General features: G+C 38.2%; 18 protein-coding genes. 9 read left to right on the top strand and 9 right to left on the bottom strand.

The window, feature by feature from the left end; genetic code table 11:
* Positions 1-4: 4 nt before the first annotated feature.
* The 3 genes from AC04QZ_RS12900 to AC04QZ_RS12890 all read left to right on the top strand — a co-directional run bounded on the left by AC04QZ_RS12900 (position 5) and on the right by AC04QZ_RS12890 (position 2,794).
* The gene (locus AC04QZ_RS12900) at positions 5-1,150 is read left to right on the top strand and encodes a PDDEXK nuclease domain-containing protein (protein WP_478358075.1); all 1,146 of its coding nucleotides are present in this window, start codon (positions 5-7) and stop codon (positions 1,148-1,150) included.
* Positions 1,151-1,285: 135 nt separating this feature from the next.
* The gene (locus tag AC04QZ_RS12895) at positions 1,286-2,032 is read left to right on the top strand and encodes a glycosyltransferase family 2 protein (protein ID WP_086548910.1); all 747 of its coding nucleotides are present in this window, start codon (positions 1,286-1,288) and stop codon (positions 2,030-2,032) included.
* Positions 2,033-2,233: 201 nt separating this feature from the next.
* A complete protein-coding gene (locus AC04QZ_RS12890; protein ID WP_478358074.1) occupies positions 2,234-2,794 on the top strand; it encodes a type 1 glutamine amidotransferase domain-containing protein in 561 nt (186 codons plus the stop codon).
* Positions 2,795-2,898: 104 nt separating this feature from the next.
* Here AC04QZ_RS12890 and AC04QZ_RS12885 read toward each other — a convergent pair whose 3' ends face one another.
* From AC04QZ_RS12885 to AC04QZ_RS12855, 7 genes are all read right to left on the bottom strand, one after another.
* Positions 2,899-3,942: a hypothetical protein gene (locus tag AC04QZ_RS12885; protein WP_086548908.1), complete on the bottom strand. Its 1,044-nt coding sequence runs from the start codon at positions 3,940-3,942 to the stop codon at positions 2,899-2,901.
* Between the two features lie 115 nt (positions 3,943-4,057).
* On the bottom strand, positions 4,058-5,248 hold the full coding sequence (locus tag AC04QZ_RS12880) for a serine hydrolase domain-containing protein (protein WP_478358073.1): 1,191 nt from the start codon (positions 5,246-5,248) through the stop codon (positions 4,058-4,060).
* A 40-nt stretch (positions 5,249-5,288) separates the two neighbouring features.
* Positions 5,289-6,203, bottom strand: coding sequence for a lysophospholipid acyltransferase family protein (locus tag AC04QZ_RS12875; RefSeq protein WP_478358072.1), 915 nt, complete (start codon positions 6,201-6,203; stop codon positions 5,289-5,291).
* A 91-nt stretch (positions 6,204-6,294) separates the two neighbouring features.
* Positions 6,295-7,221 (bottom strand): lysophospholipid acyltransferase family protein, encoded by a 927-nt coding sequence (locus AC04QZ_RS12870; protein ID WP_478358071.1) that lies wholly within the window; start codon positions 7,219-7,221, stop codon positions 6,295-6,297.
* Positions 7,222-7,782: 561 nt separating this feature from the next.
* The gene (gene typA, locus AC04QZ_RS12865; RefSeq protein ID WP_086548904.1) at positions 7,783-9,588 is read right to left on the bottom strand and encodes a translational GTPase TypA; all 1,806 of its coding nucleotides are present in this window, start codon (positions 9,586-9,588) and stop codon (positions 7,783-7,785) included.
* Positions 9,589-9,785: 197 nt separating this feature from the next.
* Positions 9,786-10,559, bottom strand: coding sequence for an alpha/beta hydrolase (locus AC04QZ_RS12860; protein WP_478358070.1), 774 nt, complete (start codon positions 10,557-10,559; stop codon positions 9,786-9,788).
* A gap of 76 nt (positions 10,560-10,635) precedes the next feature.
* Positions 10,636-11,223, bottom strand: coding sequence for a Crp/Fnr family transcriptional regulator (locus AC04QZ_RS12855; RefSeq protein WP_478358068.1), 588 nt, complete (start codon positions 11,221-11,223; stop codon positions 10,636-10,638).
* 158 nt (positions 11,224-11,381) lie between these two features.
* On the opposite strand from AC04QZ_RS12855, the gene AC04QZ_RS12850 reads away from it, so the two are divergent.
* Entirely contained in the window at positions 11,382-11,741 is a 360-nt protein-coding gene (locus AC04QZ_RS12850; RefSeq protein ID WP_086548901.1) for a DUF4180 domain-containing protein, read from the top strand.
* Between the two features lie 105 nt (positions 11,742-11,846).
* On the opposite strand, the gene AC04QZ_RS12845 is transcribed toward AC04QZ_RS12850, so the two are convergent.
* Positions 11,847-12,299 carry a VOC family protein gene (locus AC04QZ_RS12845; protein WP_478358067.1) on the bottom strand — a complete coding sequence of 151 codons (453 nt, stop codon included), beginning with the start codon at positions 12,297-12,299 and terminating at the stop codon, positions 11,847-11,849.
* 136 nt (positions 12,300-12,435) lie between these two features.
* Here AC04QZ_RS12845 and AC04QZ_RS12840 point away from each other — a divergent pair, with 136 nt between their 5' ends.
* The 3 genes from AC04QZ_RS12840 to AC04QZ_RS12830 all read left to right on the top strand — a co-directional run bounded on the left by AC04QZ_RS12840 (position 12,436) and on the right by AC04QZ_RS12830 (position 15,593).
* Positions 12,436-13,131, top strand: a complete 696-nt coding sequence (locus AC04QZ_RS12840; protein ID WP_478358066.1) for a TIGR02117 family protein — start codon at positions 12,436-12,438, stop codon at positions 13,129-13,131.
* 114 nt (positions 13,132-13,245) lie between these two features.
* Positions 13,246-14,682, top strand: a complete 1,437-nt coding sequence (locus AC04QZ_RS12835) for an MBOAT family O-acyltransferase (protein WP_478358065.1) — start codon at positions 13,246-13,248, stop codon at positions 14,680-14,682.
* 2 nt (positions 14,683-14,684) lie between these two features.
* A complete protein-coding gene (locus tag AC04QZ_RS12830) occupies positions 14,685-15,593 on the top strand; it encodes a hypothetical protein (RefSeq protein WP_478358064.1) in 909 nt (302 codons plus the stop codon).
* A 3-nt stretch (positions 15,594-15,596) separates the two neighbouring features.
* Here the strand turns inward: AC04QZ_RS12830 and AC04QZ_RS12825 are convergent, their stop codons facing one another.
* Entirely contained in the window at positions 15,597-16,409 is an 813-nt protein-coding gene (locus AC04QZ_RS12825; RefSeq protein ID WP_478358063.1) for an alpha/beta hydrolase, read from the bottom strand.
* Between the two features lie 182 nt (positions 16,410-16,591).
* Between AC04QZ_RS12825 and AC04QZ_RS12820 the strand changes: the two genes are divergently transcribed.
* Positions 16,592-17,299 carry an esterase family protein gene (locus AC04QZ_RS12820; RefSeq protein WP_478358062.1) on the top strand — a complete coding sequence of 236 codons (708 nt, stop codon included), beginning with the start codon at positions 16,592-16,594 and terminating at the stop codon, positions 17,297-17,299.
* Between the two features lie 189 nt (positions 17,300-17,488).
* Positions 17,489-18,583 carry an ATP-grasp domain-containing protein gene (locus tag AC04QZ_RS12815; protein WP_478358061.1) on the top strand — a complete coding sequence of 365 codons (1,095 nt, stop codon included), beginning with the start codon at positions 17,489-17,491 and terminating at the stop codon, positions 18,581-18,583.
* The last annotated feature ends 14 nt before the right edge of the window (positions 18,584-18,597 follow it).

Raw genomic sequence — 18,597 nt, 5'->3', positions numbered from 1 at the left:
TACCATGGAACCAGGCAAAAGTTATCTCGACAATATTAAGACCCTGAAGTCGGCCATTTTACAAAGCCGCTATCGTGCTGCAACTTTAGTAAACAAAGAACTTTTAACGCTGTATTTTGCCGTTGGGAAGTTTATTTCAGTTAAAATTAAAGAAGAAAAATGGGGTGCTAAAGTTATCGAGAACCTTTCCGCTGATTTGCAGACCGAATTACCTGGCTTAAGAGGATTTTCAGCAACAGGGATTAAAAGAATGCGATTGTTTTTTGAACTCTGGGAAGAATATTTCATAATCAAGCCATCAGAAATAGGCCAATCATCAATCATTGAAATCGAGCAGCTTGAATTTAGACCAACACTGTTGGACCAAATTCAAAACACTGATAATGAGATTGTTAAAATTAGCCCAACACTGTTGGCCCAAATTGAAAATCATTTCTTTAAACTAAGTTTTTCACATCATGTAGAGTTAATCCAATCTACAAAGACTTTGGAAGAAAAGATATATTACATCCAAAAAACAGCAACCGAATTTTGGAGTTTAGCTACGTTAAAACACCACCTCAAAATCAAATCATTTAGTAATTCTGGTAGTTTACCAAACAACTTTTCGAAAACAATTTCTAATGATGACATAAGGCAAAAAGCACTGCAGACTTTCAAAGATGAATATTTGCTGGACTTCATCAACATTGAAGATACTGACATAAATGATGAGCGGGTTTTAGAAAGTGAAATCGTACATAATGTTAAAAAATTCCTAATGTCATTAGGTTCTGATTTTGCTTTTATTGGCAATCAGTACCGGTTGATTGTAGAAGAAGAAGAGTATTTTTTAGACCTTTTATTTTTTAACCGACGTTTACAGTGTCTGGTGGCTTTTGAGTTAAAAACTGGCAAATTTAAGCCAGAATACATGGGCAAAATGAATTTCTACCTTTCAGCTCTGGATGAATATATAAAGCAACCTCACGAACAACCCTCAATAGGCATCATTTTATGCAAAGAAAAAAACAACAAAGTGGTGGAGTTCTCCTTCAGGGATTTTAACAAAGCAATGGGTGTTTCTACCTACAAAACCAGTAAGGTACTGCCATCTGCTTATAAAGGCTTATTACCGGATGTAGAAACCCTCAAAAAGTTGATGGATTAATTGTTTAACACCACGATAAATTTAGCTTAATTCCTTGGTTCGCAGGTCAAATGTTTACCCAATTTCATTTTCACATTGAGGCAGAAAAATTTGCACAATCTTTATTAAATTTACTCCAAACCAAAAAGCCATCCCTTGCCAAAGCTAACTGTCATCACCATTGTTTACAATAATGTTCGAGATATCGAACGTACCATTCAGTCTGTCCTCAATCAGAGCTATAAAAAAATTGAATATATTGTAATAGATGGAGCCTCTACAGATGGTACTTTGCAAGTTGTGCAGCGTTACGAAGATCGGATTACAAAAATTGTATCCGAACCCGATAAAGGCATTTATGATGCCATGAACAAAGGTTTGGCACTAGCTACTGGCGATTATGTTTTATTCATGAATTCAGGCGATGAGATTTACGATAAACATACGGTAGAAGATGTTTTTGCTACAGCCCCTGGCGCCGACATTTATTACGGCGAAACCGAAATGTACAATGATAATTGGGAAAATCTAGGTCGCAGAAGGCATGAAGCGCCTGAAGAATTCGACTGGACGAGTTTTAAGTATGGCATGAACATCAGCCACCAAGCCATTTATATCCGACGAAGCATTATTACCCCTTACGATTTAACTTATCGATATAGTGCCGATATTGACTGGATTATCAAAGCGGCAAAAAAGGCTTCGAATATTGTAAACGTTCACCGCTATGTGGCCAAGTATCTGGTTGGTGGAATGAGCAAGAAAAAACACCGCGAAAGTTTAAAAGAACGCTTTAAAATCTTTACCAAATATTATGGTTTAGTACCCAATATTTTTAATCATATCATTATTGCAGGCAATTTGGCCTTGTATTTTGTAAAACATCGCAGAACCAACGATTAGCTAATCTCCTGCAGGTCGTCATTCTGAACTTGTTTCAGAATCTATCCTAACTAGACAGTACTATTACCCAAATGATGCAGATTCCGAAGATTTGGGATAGCATGATGATCGGGTTTAATTTATACCGCAATCTCAAATTTCTAAAAACAATAATTTTTCTTAACTGTCTTTAATATATCACCTATTAAAAATTTAAAGATTATGGGACAATTAAGTAACCGCACTATTGCTGTACTTTCAGAAAGCGGATTTGAAGAAGTAGAATTAACCGAACCAGTTAAAAGGTTAAAAGAAGAGGGCGCAACCGTTCACATTATCTCCTCAAAAAGCGGAAAAATAAAAGCCTGGGACCACGATCATTGGTCGATAGAGGTTGATGTTGATAAGACCATTTCGGAAGCAAATGCCGATGATTACAACGGTTTACTTTTACCGGGTGGCGTAATTAATCCTGATCAGTTACGCGTTAACGAAGATGCCCTGGCTTTTGTAAAGTCTTTTTTTGCTGATGGAAAGCCTGTTGCCGCGATTTGCCACGGCCCACAGACTTTAATCAACGCAGATGTTGTTCAAGGAAGAAAACTGACTTCAGTAAAGAATATTTCACAGGATTTAATTAACGCAGGCGCACTTTGGTCGGATGAGGAAGTAGTGGTAGACCAGCGTTTGGTTACGAGCCGTACACCAAAAGATTTACCTGCTTTTAACGATAAAATTGTAGAGGAATTTGCCGAGGGTGTTCATGAGGGGCAGCATGCCTAAAAACTTTGGACGCTCTTTCTAGATTCACTCAAAAACGGTTGGCAGCTTGCTGGCCGTTTTTATTTTTGTCTTCTCTGCGTGCTGTCAGGTGTTACCACGGAGCTTTACAATTTAACCTGCCTGATGATATTTTTGATATTCAATTCAATAATATCCGTCATGGTTTTACAGCGCAAATAATTTGTATCCTTAAAATAATCGCTCATACTCTGTTTTAAGAGCGCGATATTTTCGGGTGTGGTTAATTCTTCTTTATTCGAAACGTCGCGGAGATCGGTTAGGCGATGCCGTTCGCTCCTTACCCGATGCACAATAGACGAGCGTTCTTCCTGCTGGTATTGCAGTACCGTTTTATCTGTCAATTGCTCCATGCTCATTTTTACATAAGGTAGATTTTCTTTAAAAAACTGTGGCAGATAAACCTTCAAATTTCCTTCGTAAAACTGTTGGTCAAAGTCTATTGCACGGATACGGAACTGGATATCATCGAAATCGGGTGTAATCTGTACCACAAAGTTATAAGCCCGCATATCACCCAAAAGCATAATCAAACAGCGCTCATTAAACTTTACAAATTCTTTTGCTATTCTGGTGGGGTTAAACTCTGGCGTATACAACTGTCCTTTTGTAAAAACATCACCTGGAATCCCGGCAATATGCTCTTCTACTAAGGTATTGCCGTCAACAAGATAATTTACCTGGTTAGGTGAAAGGATTTCTTCCATTTCTAAACCATAAATACGCGAGGCATCGGCTTTTTTAATATAGAAATAATCGTAAACATCATTTAAGCGGTTTACAATGCGGATACGAAAAGGATGGGTATTGCCGAAGGTGCAGTATTCTATTTTATCGATGTACTTATGCTCAACGATGCGCAAATTGCCGGATGCTTTTAAGTTTGCATAAATTTCTTTTAAACCATCGTGTAAGGTTTCAATTAAATCCTGTGCATATATCGGTCCTTCCCAAAGCGAATCTTTACCAAACTTATCCATTAAAGGAAAAGCTTCATTAAACTGCATTAAATCGTGATAACCAATGGGTAATTTCGCTTCACGCTGGTAAGTACGCAAATATTTCTGCAAAGCAGGTGTTACCGGAAAAATCGGCTTCTTTTTTGAAATTCTTACATCGTTGTTTTCCATGCAGCGGCAATGTACTATTTTAAAAAATTAACCGCAAAGGCCGCTAAGTTTTACGCGAAGAAAGAAAAAATCCGTAGCGTTATTTGCGCTCCTGATTACTTTGCGAACTTTGCGGTTAAGACTTCGGATAGCTAAACGGCAGACCACTTAAATACCTGCTGATTTTGCGGTAAGGATAATGACCGGCACCACGATCAGCAAACTGCACAATAATGGTGTTTGTTCTTGGATCCATATATAACCTTTGGCCAAGCATTCCCTCTGCAGCGTAATCTCCTTTATCCCCTTCCTGCGGAATCCACCAGAGGTAATGATGTGCCGATTTTTGCCAGCCCTTTGCAGAAGCAGGTTGTTCTGAACCAATATTGACCGATTGATCCACCCAACGCTCAGGCACGACCTGTTTACCATTGTATTTTCCTTTGTTTAAATATAACCGGCCAATTTTAGCGAAATCAATAGCTGTAACCTGAAAACGGCTCGCGGTATTTGTCAAACCGTTCACCTGGTCTAATCCCCAGCTTGCATTATACGCTGCCCCGATTTTTTTCCATACATTGGCTTCAAAATATTGCGCTATAGATTTCCCTGTTGCTTTTTGTAAAACCCAGCCCAATACAATCGGATCGATACTTTTGTATTTCCAAACTGTGCCTGGTTGATTTACCAGCTTAACTTTCATCAGCTGTGCTTTCATATCATTGGTATAATAATATTTAGCCTCATCAGAAAAAAATGCCTTTACTATTCCGCCCAACGCATCCTGAAATTCAAGGCCCGATTTCATATCCAGCAGATTTTTCAGGGTAATTTGTTCAAAGGCAGGGTTCGATTTTAATTCGGGAATGTACCGGGTTACTTTATCATTCAGGCTATTAATACTATGATTATTTAAGGCCTGACCGAGCATAATAGAAATCATGCTTTTAGCGCCAGAAAATATACTCGTCAAAGTACTGTCGCTATAACCCGAGTTATATCGCTCATATAAAACACTATCATTCCTGATCACGATAAAAACATTGATCTGTCCATTTTTTAAATACTCCTTCAATGGAATAGATTGGTTATTCCCATCTAAAACATGCAGTGTATCTAAATCGTTCCGCTGCTGAGCCGGTCTGATAAAATGAAAGGCAGAATCGCTTTTATGTGAAATTTCCTGTGGGAAAATTTTGTAGGTTTCGGCGTTGGGCGTTCTATGTTTTAATACATTCAACAAATATGGTTTCCATAGGAATAATGCCAGTAATGATAAGAAAAACGAATAAATCAGGATTAACAGTATTTTTTTAAAGGTTTTCATCGGCAGGCATTATCACAACAAATATAAAATATTTAGGAAATTATGCCTGCTTTAGTATTTCATTTGAAGCAAAAAGCAGCTGGTGTTTAGGCTTATATTTCCACCTTCGATGGCTCCACAACCAATACGCTGGCTTTGCCCTGATTATTTCTTCCAAAAAACGGGTATGCATTTCGGTAATTTCGAACTCAGCGGTTTCAGCCGGATTTAAGCATAACGGCACACAATCAACTTCATAAAAACCGCGTTTCAGCACATTGATTTTGAAATAAAATATAGGTTGATTGGTGCGTTTTGCAATTTTTTCAATCCCAAGCTGAACAGAACTGGGCTGATGCATAAAACTTGTCCAGTAATGCGATTCGTCTTTCGAGGGCGCCTGGTCGTTCCCAAAACTAAACATGCTTGGTTTATCTTTACTCGCCTGCAAAGCCCGCATGGTTTGCCGCATGGCAATTAATTGATTGCCAAATTTGCTTCGTACTTTTTTAAACCAATTATCAAACGTAGGGTTTGTTAAGGGTTTATAAATTGGATAATGATCTGCAGAAAAGTTAAGCCCGATGCCCAAAGTACCCCACTCCCAGTTACCATAATGTGCTGAACAGATCAATACACTCTGGCCACGATCTAAATATGCCTGGACCTGTTCTTTGTTTTTAAACACAAAACGCCTTTCGATCTCTTGTTTGGAGATGCTATTCATTTTAACAATTTCGAAAACCAGAGAGGCCAGATAACGGTAAAACCGTTTTTCGATCGTAATAATCTCTTGTAATGTTTTATCAGGAAATGCGTTTAACAGGTTTTTCCTGACCACTTTGCGCCGATAACCAAAAACAAAGTATAACAGTAGATAAGTTCCATCGGCCAGTATGTATAAAACAGATAATGGGAACAAAGATAATACGCCTAAAAAAAATATTCCCAGATGGGAAATCCCCTTTTTAATCATACCAGAAATTTTAAAAATGCTAATTTAAAAAGCACCTTAAAAAATTATGCCACGAAAATGTTAGTTTTCATATTTAGACAAATGGATTAGCCTAAGCCATGGCATCCATTCTATTCTGATCATTTGACATCACTTTTGAAACCTTTGGTTCAGGTTTATATTTCCATCTGCGATGGCTCCATAACCAATAAGCAGGGGCTTCTTTAATCATATCCTCTAAAAAGCGGGTATGCATTTCGGTAATTTCAAACTCGGCAGTTTCGGCGGGATTTAAACAGATTGGCACACAATCTACTTCGTAATATCCTCTTTTCAAATAATTGATTTTCAGATAAAAAACCGGACGGTTCGTTTTTTTCGCGATTTTCTCAATCCCCAGTTGTATAGAAGATTCCTGATTTAAAAAGCTTGTCCAGTAGTTCGATTCGTCTTTTGAAGGTGCCTGATCGCTGCCAAAGGTAAACATGGTTGGTTTATTCTTATTGGATTGGATTGCCCTTAAAGTTTGGCGCATGGATACCATTTGGTTGCCAAATTTGCTTCTCATGGTCAGAAACCAGTTATCGAAAGCTTCGCTACTTAACGGTTTATAAATCGGGAAATGTTCGCCCGAAAAGTTTAAACCAATTGCCATACACACCCATTCGTAATTGCCATAATGTGATGAACAGAAAAGTACACTTTCGTTATTTTTGAGGTAAGCTTCTACCAGATCGGTATTTTTAAATTTTACCCTTTTGTTTAATTCTTTTTTAGAAATGCTTTTCATTTTGATCACTTCAATAAAAAGTGAAGACAAAAATTTATAAAAACGCTTTTCTATCGCATTGATTTCGATCGTATTTTTCTCAGGAAACGCATTAACCAGATTTTCCCTAACCACTTTCCTGCGGTAGCCAAAAACATAAAATATTAACACGTAAAAAGCATCCGCCAATCTGTATAAAATAAATAGCGGCAACAGCGAGAGCATATTTAATAAAAATATACCCGTTTTGGATAACCCTTTATTAATCATGATGGTGGATCATTAGTTTGCTGGCAAAAACACAAAATTAAAACTGAACGCAAAATTAATTGCCATCTAATTGTTAGTTTTTTTATTCCTACAGGTTTTATGAAAAATCGCTGACAAAAATTGCACATTGATTAACGATTTAACTGACCAGCAACACCTTACCCTAAGTTGTTCTCCCCTGCCATTGAAGTCGGCAACGCTCAAATTAGGTGAATAATCAACCCAATCTATAATCACAGCCCTAACCGTTCTAAACCTTATTGCAGCGGTATCCCCCGATTCTTCATCGGGGATTTAGCGGAAAGAAGGACTAACCTTAAAAAATGCACTAAAACTGCTTTCCTTATTATTTCTATTACCGTTTAAGATTTAACACAAGAATTGACAACTTCAGCTCCTATTGACTATTAAAGTTGTCAACTCTAATTAGAAACATAAATGATGTGCCCAGCTCAGATGTTCTTAGGTAGCTCAGGTGGTAAACCCATTAGCAACCTTTAACGTTAAAACGCAAAAAGCCCCGATTTACATCGGGGCTTTAATATGTATATGTTTAAGGAATTAAGCGAATTGCTTTCCTTTAACTTTACGTTCTTGTTCTGTTAAGAAGATTTTACGTAAACGCATGCTTTGCGGTGTAACCTCGATATATTCATCAGCCTGGATGTATTCCATTGCTTCTTCTAAAGAGAATTTAATTGCTGGTGCGATACGCGTGTTATCATCAGTACCAGAAGCACGCATGTTGGTTAATGCTTTACCTTTTACCACGTTTACCACTAAATCGTTATCACGGATGTGCTCACCCATAATCTGACCTTCGTAAACATCAGTTCCAGGATCGATGAAGAAACGACCTCTATCTTGTAACTTATCAATTGAATAAGCTGTAGTTTGTCCTTTTTCCATTGAAACCAATACACCATTTAAACGACCTGGGATTGTACCTTTCCAAGGCTCGTAAGCTTTGAAACGGTGTGCCATAATCGCCTCTCCTGCTGTAGCAGTTAAAACGTTATTACGTAAACCAATGATACCACGTGCCGGAATTTCGAATTCTAAGTGTTGTAAATCGCCTTTTGGCTCCATAATTAACAACTCACCTTTACGTTGAGTTACCAATTCGATTACTTTACCAGAAACTTCTCCCGGAACATCAACGATTAAAGTTTCAATCGGCTCATGTTTTTTACCATCAATTTCTTTAATGATAACCTGAGGCTGACCTACCTGAATCTCATAACCTTCACGACGCATCGTTTCGATTAATACAGATAAATGGAGAATACCACGACCATAAACTAACCAGGCATCTGGAGAAGCTGTTTCAACAACTTTTAAAGCTAAGTTTTTCTCCATCTCTTTGTATAAACGTTCTTTAATACGCTGAGAGGTTACTAATTTACCTTCTTTACCAAAAAACGGAGAGTTGTTAATGGTGAACAACATGTTCATGGTTGGCTCATCAATGCTGATCACCGGTAATTGTTCTGGTGCTTCGAAATCAGCAATAGTATCGCCAATATCAAATCCATCAATACCTACAACCGCACAAATATCACCTGAACTTACTTCTGAAGTACGGATTTTTCCTAAACCTTCGAAAGTATAAAGTTCTTTTACTCTTGATTTTACAATTTTACCATCGCGTTTAATTAAAGTAACCGGTTGGTTTTCTTTAATTGTACCACGGTGTACACGACCAATTGCGATACGACCAACGAAAGATGAATAATCTAACGAAGTGATCTGCATTTGCAAAGTACCGTCGTTAATTGGTGCAGGTGGAATGTTAGCCACAACTGCATCTAATAAAGCGAAGATATCAGTAGTTGGTACTTTCCAGTCTGTACTCATCCATCCTTGCTTAGATGAACCGTAAATTACCGGGAAATCCAATTGATCTTCAGTGGCTTCAAGGTTAAAGAACAATTCGAAAATTTGCTCGTAAACCTCTTCCGGGCGACAGTTTTCTTTATCCACTTTGTTTACTACCACAATTGGTTTTAAACCAAGGGCCAAAGCTTTTTGCGTTACGAAACGCGTTTGAGGCATTGCACCTTCAAAAGCATCGCAAAGTAAAAGTACACCATCTGCCATTTTCAAAACACGCTCTACCTCACCGCCGAAATCCGCGTGACCAGGAGTGTCAATAATGTTAATTTTTACGTCTTTGTATTGAACCGATACGTTTTTAGATACAATCGTGATACCACGCTCGCGCTCTAAATCGTTGTTATCCAATATCAAATCTCCTGTTTGTTCGTTGTCACGAAAAATAGAACAAGAATGTAAAATCTTATCAACCAAAGTAGTTTTGCCGTGGTCAACGTGTGCTATAATAGCTATATTTCTAATCTTTTGCATAAAATGCGCCTCAAATTTGGCGCAAAGATAGTGTTTTGAAATGGATTTTCTACTATATCTCTCACTATTTAATATGATGATAATGTTGTAATTATCTCATTTTTAAACAGAAAAGCGAGCGCAATGTTTTTCCTTTCTTACACACCCGCCTTTCCGGTTAGAATTAATTTAAAACCTTAAGTAAACCTGTCAGGAATTTAGTTTTTGATCCAGTTGTAGATATAAGTTGCTACTTCTTCCCAGTTTTTCTCACCACAAATGAAGTGGCCTCTTCCTTCAAACATTTTAAAATCGGTTATACTATCTGGATTTTTGTAGGCTTTAAAATTTCTTTTGTTCAAACTCGCTGGCATGATATGGTCTTTTTCGCCAGCGATAAACAATAAAGGTTGGTGGGCTTTTTTAAAATCTACCTTGGCATAACTTTTTAAGGTTCCCCAGGCAATCGCTCTGCTTTCTGGCACCACAAACTCATCAAATACCTGATCAGATGCTGCTCTTGGTAAAGTATTCCCGAAGGTATAATGGAACCACGATTTAGTAGGCATAAAAACAGAATTACCTTTAAATGGATTAACCACGGTAAAATTAGATTTCCAGAAACTCCATTCATATGGAATCACACCCATTGGAGGGGCACCATCAATCATTACCCCAGCTTCGCCTTTACCCAGGTCCATTAATTTTTGAACGGTTAAACCGCCCAATGAGTGTCCGATCAGGATGGGTTTCTCTGGCAGGGCGTCGATAAATTTCACAAGGTTATTCACCACATCAACGAAATTTACCTTAGTTAGATTTGGATCAATGTTGGTTCTTAAAGTAGTTGGATCACCTTCATGCGATGGATTTGCAGGTGTATAAACGGTGTAACCTTTAGCTTCGAAGAAAGTTTTCCAATTTTCCCAGCTTTTATTGTTTACAAATAGACCATGTACAAATACGATTGTTTTTGATTTTAAAGTTTTCATGTTGTTTTTAGTTTTAATTTGATACCTCAAATCTCCAGCTTAAAAACAGCAATAATTTTAACCTAAGTTAAAATCGTTATTTACCTGTAAGTCTTTTTCTTATCCTGCTTAATGATGGCCCTTGAATGCCCAAATAAGAGGAAATATGATAGAGCGGAATATTATTAAAAATTTGCGGGTGGTATTTAATCAGATCGAGGTAACGCTGCTCGGGTGTTTTAAAAACAAAACTCTCGGCCCTATCCATAGCAATGTTAAATGCCTCCTGCGCCAAAAGCCGTCCAAAAGTTTCCCATTGATGAGATTGCTGGTACAATTGCAATAAATCATCAATATGGATATAAACCACAGTCGCATCAGTCATGGCTTGTGTATGGTAATCGCAAGGTTGTTGGTTAATAAAACTTTTAAAGGTTACTACAAACTGGTTGCCTGAATATAGGAATACATTTTTCTCTTCGCCGCTTTTCTCATCAACCACATAAGAGCGAAATACCCCATCGATGATAAATCCTAAAAATTTGCAAACCGTTCTATGCTGGTTATAGAAATCGCCTTTTTTATATTGTTTTATTTTCCAGTGTGGTTTTGAGGATTCGAACGCTTCGGCGTCCATTTTAGCAAACTGAGAAAAGGCATAAGCAACAATATCGATTTCTTGCATGGTTGTGGGAGGATAATTAGCTTTAAAGGCTAATATCGCTATAAAATTCTAAAATAGAATAAACAGATTTTTACCAGATGTTCTGTTTAAAAGCAAAATTTATATTAGCAGCAAGGAAATGAATATCATTACCTTTATCCGCCTATTTAAAATTACCGATGAAAATTGAATCACACACCATAAACAATACCAATATTGCCGAGCTCATTTCGGAAGAAATCATCATTAATCATGCAGAAGATGGATTAGATTTATTGGGGAACCTATATTACCAGGGTTTTGATAAAATTATTATCCACGAACGCAATATCACGCCCGATTTCTTTGACCTTAAAAACGGGATAGCCGGAGAAATTCTCCAAAAGTTTTCAAATTACCGGGTAAGCCTGGCCATTATTGGCGATTTTAGTCCATATCAAAGCAAAAGCATCAAAGATTTTATTTACGAAAGTAACAAAGGCAAACACATTAATTTTTTGGGCTCAACAGCTGAAGCCCTGCGGAAATTTTCCGGTTAAACTATTTGTTATGAACATTGTCACATTGAACTTGTCGAAATGCTTTAAGCAATATTCATAGATCCTTCGACAAGCTCAGGATGACAATTCTATAATAAGATTACATTAAATATTTCTATTTAACCAATCCTGGTAAGAAGTCACGCCCAACTCTGGCCTGGCCTCTCCTTCTAAAATGGCAATAAATTCCAATACATGCCCGTCAGGATCATTAAAATAAATGGCCAGGGCTGGCATCCAGGCGAAAACCATAGGTTCGTGGCTTCCATTTTTAAGAAAGTTATAGGGCTTTATGTTTTTAGATTCGAGAAAACTAATCGATTTGTGCAGTACGTCTTCCAGGTCGCAACGAAAGGCAAAATGCCTGACATCAACCTCAACTTTTGGTTTTTCCCAGATCCCCAGCATCGCTTCTTTTGGTTTCCCTATCCAGAAAAATGCAATTCTGCGTTCTTCTTCGTAATGGCATTGTGTTAAGCCCAGGGTATTGCTGTAAAAATCGATCGATCTTGCCAAATCTTCAACATAAATATGGGTTTCAAACAGTCCTTTTATCATGCTGTGAATGTAGGTATTAGTTGAAGTCGCAAAAAATCATGTTTTTCGATGCCGCCATCAATAAAATCGATATCCCGCAGCAAATGGGTTACCAAAAACTTAAATGCTGTATTAAGGATAAAATAATCCGATCGAAATGAACAAAAGGTTTTTAAAATATGCTGGCAGATGCTGCATTGCTTTGATCATGCTGATTGGATTTTATTTTTTAACGGCTTTTGCTTGTTCGCGTATCACTATAAATGCCAATCCAACAAACGCTAAGGAAGTTAACATATATATTATGACTAACGGCGTACATACTGATATTATCGTTCCGGCGGTAAGCGCAGAAATGAACTGGACAAAAGAAATCAGTTACCAAAATACGCTGGAGGCCGATAGCACTTATCAATACCTGGCGATGGGTTGGGGCGACAAGAAATTCTACCTGGAAACACCAGAATTTTCAGACCTTAAACTCAGCAATGGGCTCAGGGCCATTTCAGGCTTAAGCACATCTGCCATGCACACCACTTACTACAAAAACATTCGGGAAGATGCGGACTGTAAGAAAATTAGCATCAGCAAAACGCAATATCGACAGTTGATCGATTACATCTTAAATAGCTTCAAAAAAGATGAAGCCGGACATTTGATCAATGTAAAATCGAATATCCATTACGATATTGGCGATGCCTTTTATGAGGCAAAGGGGAGTTACAGCATTTTCAAAACCTGTAATACCTGGGCTAATGCAGCACTAAAAGCATGCGGACAAAGAAGCTGTTTGTGGACCATTTTCGATACTGGTATTTTCCTAAAATACAGCGATAGAAATACCGTGAAGTAGCTATACAGGTATTTTACAATTTTAAGCAATTCTGCGTACAAATTTACCCCCCGTATTAATCGGACGGCACAAAGCGTTAATTTTATTCCTAAACGAAGTATTAACCTCAACGCTATGCTGTTTAACTCTTTTAGCTTTGCTGCTTTTCTGCCCATAGTTTTTATACTGTACTGGGTTTTGGGAAAAGAACGTTTAAGATCTCAAAATATATTATTGCTGGGGGCAAGCTATTTCTTTTATGCCTGCTGGGATTGGCGTTTTATGTTCCTGCTCATTTTTTCCACCTTACTGGATTATTTCACCGGCTTAAAAATGACGGAAAGTAAAAACAGCAAGTCTAAAAAATTCTGGTTCTGGCTGAGCATTTCCATCAATCTGGGTTTTTTAGGGATATTTAAATACTACAATTTTTTCGCCGACTCTTTTGCCGATGCCATTGCAAATTTTGGCCTTCAGGTAAACCCATGGACGTTAAAAGTTATTTTACCTGTGGGCATATCGTTTTATACTTTTCATGGTTTGTCGTATGTAATCGATATTTATAAAAACCGTATACCGGCAGAAAAGAACTTTATTGATTATTCTTTATTTGTGAGTTTTTTCCCGCTGCTGGTTGCCGGACCCATAGAACGGGCCACGCATTTGCTTCCTCAGATTAAAAAAGAAAGATCTTTTGATTACAGCAGGGCGATTGATGGTTTACGACAGATTTTATGGGGCTTGTTTAAAAAAATCGTCATTGCCGATCAGTGTGCCAATTACGCCAATATGATTTTTAATCATTCCGGAGAATATTCGGGCAGCACTTTATTGCTGGGCGCCATCCTTTTTGCCTTTCAGATTTATGGGGATTTCTCTGGCTATTCAGACATTGCCTTGGGTACAGCACGGTTATTTGGGATTGAGCTATTAAGAAACTTTGCCTATCCCTATTTCTCCAGAGATATTGCCGAATTCTGGCGGAGATGGCATATCTCGTTATCCACCTGGTTCAGGGATTATTTGTATATCCCACTGGGTGGAAGCAAAGGCGGCGCCTGGATAAAAGTAAGGAATACGTTTATCATCTTCTTGGTGAGCGGTTTTTGGCACGGCGCCAACTGGACATTCATCATCTGGGGATTATTAAACGCACTGTACATTATGCCCTCGATTGTTTTCAATACTAACCGATCGAACCTGGATACCGTTGCTCAAGGAAGCGTATTCCCAAGCTTAAAAGAATTTGCAGCGATTGTATTAACCTTCGGTTTAACTGTTTTCGCCTGGATCTTTTTCAGAGCAAATTCGGTACAGCATGCTTTCAACATCATATCAGCCATTGGTTCTGAGTCGTTTTTCAGTATTCCCCAAATATTGCCGGTTAAACTATTTCTCTTATTGGCCTTTTTTATTTTAATAGAATGGAATGGCAGAATGGAACAATATGCCATTGCCAGATTTGCATTATCGTGGCCTAGACCAATTAGATGGGGTATTTATTACGGCCTTGTGCTGGTTATATTTTTTTTCGCAGGCGCCGAACAACAATTCATTTACTTTCAATTTTAGCTATGAAAAAATTCACTAGATCTATCGCCATCTTTCTGCTTCCCATTCTCTTTCTGGCTGTTTTTTGCGAAGTTTTGATTCGAAGGATTCCAAACGATTACGAGTACAAAAAAAGTTACCTCGACCATCACGCCAAAGAGGTAAGTATTTTGTTTCTGGGCAGCTCTCATGTCTATTATGGCATCGATCCGAAATACATCAAATCGAGCTTTAACGCGAGTTACATTTCGCAATCCTTTGATTATGATCTGGAAATTTTAAAAAAATACAGCCAACAATGGGATCATTTAAAATACATTGTCATCCCTGTTGATTATTTTTCCTTTTATGGCCGTTTAGAAAATAGTCCTGAAGCCTGGCGGGCAAAAAATTACCGCATTTATTACGACATCAATACTGATCATAAAATTTTTAACAGTACGGAAATACTGAGCAATAAACTCGACATCAATTTAAGCCGGCTTTTAAACCATTATGTTAGAGGGGAAAATGACATTAGCTGCAGCAGCCTGGGTTGGGGTTCGAGCTACAAAGCGATTCATCACAAAGACTTAATCAAAAGTGGCGTAACAGCCGCAGCACGACACACTGCGAAAGATAATCTACAATATTCAACTAACCTGCATTTACTGGATGAAATTATCGCCTTTGCCGAGCACAAGCATATAAAGGTGGTCTTGTTTACCAGTCCGGCTTATAAATCTTATGTATCACATTTAAGCAAAAACCAGTTGAAAACTACGCTTTCTACCATTAAAAAACTGAATACTTTTCACTCCACAGTCAGGTACTTCAATCTTTTGCAGGATAGTTCATTCCATGCGCAGGATTTTTACGATGGCGATCACCTTAACGAAATCGGGGCTAAGAAACTCAGTTTAAAAATGAGTGCGCTTTTGGCGAAGATATAACCGTTAAACTTCAAATGCCCAATCTAAAAAGGCCGGCATTACACTTTCCCAGGTGGGAACATCGTGTTTACCGCCTACTTTTTCGTAGTAAAAAACATTGTCAGGCCTTTTATAGCCTTTGTTTAAGAGTATTTTAACCACATCAATCGTATCGTCTATCGAATCGATGATCATATTTTTATTCCGATCGGCCTTCTCGTCTTCCGTTCCAGTCATTAACCAGAATTTCATATCCGGACTGGTAGAAGTACTTTCCAGCTGCGCATGCATAATACGGTCGGCATCGGTATAACCCTCGGCCAAATCTTTTTTTCTCCACCAAAATGCACCAGAAAAAACACCAACGGCATCAAAAGCAGAAGGATTGTTCCAGGCAATATCAAAAGCAGATAAACCGCCCAAAGAAAATCCGGCAAAACCTACTTTACCGGTTATTGGCATCGCAATTTTCTTTTTAACGAAAGGTAAAAGTTCTTTGATCACGAAATCGCTGTACAAGTGAGCTTTTGCCCCGCGGCCCTTAAAATCAGGAACGCCTGCAACACCATATTCCATTAATCGGTCGGCTGATGCCCTAATGGCCACAACAATTAACCTGTGGTTTCTTTTGCCATGGTGGGCTTCTTCTAAAATGCGGCTAAACTCCATTTTGGCCACATCCTGCCCATCATTTAATAAAAGAAGCTCTATTTTTTCATTCCCTAAAATACCTTCAGGTGTATAAATATCTATTTCTACCTCATGCTTTAAATAAGCTGAGGGTATTTTAAAGTGGCTGGTGTTAACTTTTACCGATAAAATTGTGGTGTACATCATAATCAAAATCCCTATCACATGGCTATCGCCTCAGAATTAGGGTGCAAAGGTACAAATCTCCGTAAACTATTAATTATCATAGGTTATTTTTTACAATTGCCTTTCGATTTGTATCATTTTTACGGCTTAAGCTATTCTTTTTGTAGATTTTAATTTATACCTTAAGTCATTCAATTTTTATTATGGTTAAAGAAGAACATAAGAAATGGTACAGCCCGAATTTAAGTGGCGAAATCGACATGCTCATCTTTGGTCACGGTGGTATCCCTATCCTACTGTTCCCGACAAGCATGGGTCGATATTTTGAAAATAAAGACTTTAAGTTGATCGATTCTGTTGAGGGTTTTATCAACGAAGGAAAAATTAAGATCTATTGCCCAGATGGTGTTGACAAATTAAGCTGGTACAACAAAAGTATTCATCCTGCAGACAGGGTTAAAAACCACATCTGGTACGACAAGTATTTACTGGAAGAAGTAGCACCTTTGGCCAGACATGAAACCGGACACAGCAAAATTATTACTGCCGGCTGTAGTTTTGGCGGTTACCATGCTGCTAATTTCGCTTTCAGGCATCCCTGGCTGGTTAGCCATATGTTTAGCATGAGTGGCGCTTTCGATATTTCTGGACAGCTGGATGGTTTTTACAATGATGATGTTTATTTCAACAACCCTGTTGACAACCTGCTGAACAACAGTAATCCTGAATTACACTACATGAAAATTGTGCTGGGTACAACCGATCGGGATATGTGCAGGGGCGACAATGAACGTTTATCAGAAATTTTAAGTAAAAAAGGCATCGACCATTGGCTTGATATCAGGCAAAATGCGGATCACGATTGGCCCATCTGGAGAGAAATGTTTCCGGATTATATCGCACAATTATAATTATTTAGGCTAAAGACCAACATCCCGGGTCTATTACTTAGCAAGAACTACAGTTTTAAAACAATTAACCGATTAACCAGTTAAACAATTAAACTAAAATTTACCAATGAAACCATCATGAGCAAACAAGTACAGCCAGCAACACTGCTCATGATCGCTTAATCACCATTGAAAAACAAATTTAAAACGATGAAAAAAATAGGGATTTTATTTGGACAGGAACGCTCTTTTCCTGAAGCCGTAATCGAAAGAATCAATCAAAAAGCAGAAAAAGGCATTACTGCCGAAGCTGTTAAAATCGACAAAATATTTCAGAATGCACCATTAGGTTATTCGGTCATTATCGATCGCATTTCGCAGGATGTACCATTCTACCGTGCATCATTAAAAAATGCCGCAATTACCGGAACTGCCGTAATCAACAATCCATTTTGGTGGAGTGCTGATGAGAAATTTTTCAATAATGCACTGGCTGAGCAAATTGGTGTACCCGTACCCAAAACTGCTTTAATCCCATCACGGGAACACCCTACAGGAACCACTGGAGAATCTTTCTCGAACTTAACCATGCCTTTAGATTGGAATGCCATTTTTGAATACACTGGCTTTCCTGCCTATATGAAGCCTTACGATGGTGGGGGCTGGAGAGATGTTTATAAACTGCATGATAAAGAAGATTTTTTTGATAAACATAGCGGCACACAACAACTGGTGATGCTTTTGCAGGAAGAAATTATTTTCGAAGAATATTTCAGGTGTTATTGCATAGGTGGAAAATACGTGCGTATTATGCAGTACGATCCACGGAACCCACATCATTTGCGCTATGCAACAGAAGGTAAATCGCCAGATCCAAAACTGCTTAAAACCGTAGAAGAATACACCTTAAAACTATGTAAATATTTAGGATACGATTTCAATACGGTTGAATTCGCTGTTCGGGATGGCGTGCCTATTGCGATTGATTTCTGTAACCCCGCACCAGATGCCGACATTAAAAGCGTTGGTCAGGAAAATTTTGACTGGGTAGTAGAAGCCACAGCCAATTATGCCATTGAAAGGGCTAAAGCGCAAAAAGACGGACAAGATAACTTAACCTGGGGCGAATACATTAAATCGTCGGTTGGTGGTAAACCGCTAATGGCTAAGGCTGCACCAAAGGTGGCTAAAGCGGCAGCGCCAAAGAAAGTTACTGTTACGGAAAAGGCTAAAGCTACACCAAAGAAACCGGCAACAGCAGAAAAAGCACCAGCAAAGCCTAAAAAAGCTGCACAAAAAAAATAATTGGGATTTAAATT

The sequence above is a fragment of the Pedobacter folensis genome, assembly GCF_056490665.1.
This window is presented reverse-complemented; position numbering and strand designations above follow the sequence as displayed.

Excerpts from the sequence above, each read along its gene's own strand:
- AC04QZ_RS12900 (WP_478358075.1), top strand. The coding sequence starts at position 5 with ATGGAACCAGGCAAAAGTTATCTCGACAATATTAAGACCCTGAAGTCG.
- AC04QZ_RS12890 (WP_478358074.1), top strand. The coding sequence starts at position 2,234 with ATGGGACAATTAAGTAACCGCACTATTGCTGTACTTTCAGAAAGCGGA.
- AC04QZ_RS12885 (WP_086548908.1), bottom strand. The coding sequence starts at position 3,942 with ATGGAAAACAACGATGTAAGAATTTCAAAAAAGAAGCCGATTTTTCCG.
- AC04QZ_RS12880 (WP_478358073.1), bottom strand. The coding sequence starts at position 5,248 with ATGAAAACCTTTAAAAAAATACTGTTAATCCTGATTTATTCGTTTTTC.
- AC04QZ_RS12875 (WP_478358072.1), bottom strand. The coding sequence starts at position 6,203 with ATGATTAAAAAGGGGATTTCCCATCTGGGAATATTTTTTTTAGGCGTA.
- AC04QZ_RS12870 (WP_478358071.1), bottom strand. The coding sequence starts at position 7,221 with ATGATTAATAAAGGGTTATCCAAAACGGGTATATTTTTATTAAATATG.
- typA (WP_086548904.1), bottom strand. The coding sequence starts at position 9,588 with ATGCAAAAGATTAGAAATATAGCTATTATAGCACACGTTGACCACGGC.
- AC04QZ_RS12860 (WP_478358070.1), bottom strand. The coding sequence starts at position 10,559 with ATGAAAACTTTAAAATCAAAAACAATCGTATTTGTACATGGTCTATTT.
- AC04QZ_RS12855 (WP_478358068.1), bottom strand. The coding sequence starts at position 11,223 with ATGCAAGAAATCGATATTGTTGCTTATGCCTTTTCTCAGTTTGCTAAA.
- AC04QZ_RS12850 (WP_086548901.1), top strand. The coding sequence starts at position 11,382 with ATGAAAATTGAATCACACACCATAAACAATACCAATATTGCCGAGCTC.
- AC04QZ_RS12845 (WP_478358067.1), bottom strand. The coding sequence starts at position 12,299 with ATGATAAAAGGACTGTTTGAAACCCATATTTATGTTGAAGATTTGGCA.
- AC04QZ_RS12840 (WP_478358066.1), top strand. The coding sequence starts at position 12,436 with ATGAACAAAAGGTTTTTAAAATATGCTGGCAGATGCTGCATTGCTTTG.
- AC04QZ_RS12835 (WP_478358065.1), top strand. The coding sequence starts at position 13,246 with ATGCTGTTTAACTCTTTTAGCTTTGCTGCTTTTCTGCCCATAGTTTTT.
- AC04QZ_RS12830 (WP_478358064.1), top strand. The coding sequence starts at position 14,685 with ATGAAAAAATTCACTAGATCTATCGCCATCTTTCTGCTTCCCATTCTC.
- AC04QZ_RS12825 (WP_478358063.1), bottom strand. The coding sequence starts at position 16,409 with ATGATGTACACCACAATTTTATCGGTAAAAGTTAACACCAGCCACTTT.
- AC04QZ_RS12820 (WP_478358062.1), top strand. The coding sequence starts at position 16,592 with ATGGTTAAAGAAGAACATAAGAAATGGTACAGCCCGAATTTAAGTGGC.
- AC04QZ_RS12815 (WP_478358061.1), top strand. The coding sequence starts at position 17,489 with ATGAAAAAAATAGGGATTTTATTTGGACAGGAACGCTCTTTTCCTGAA.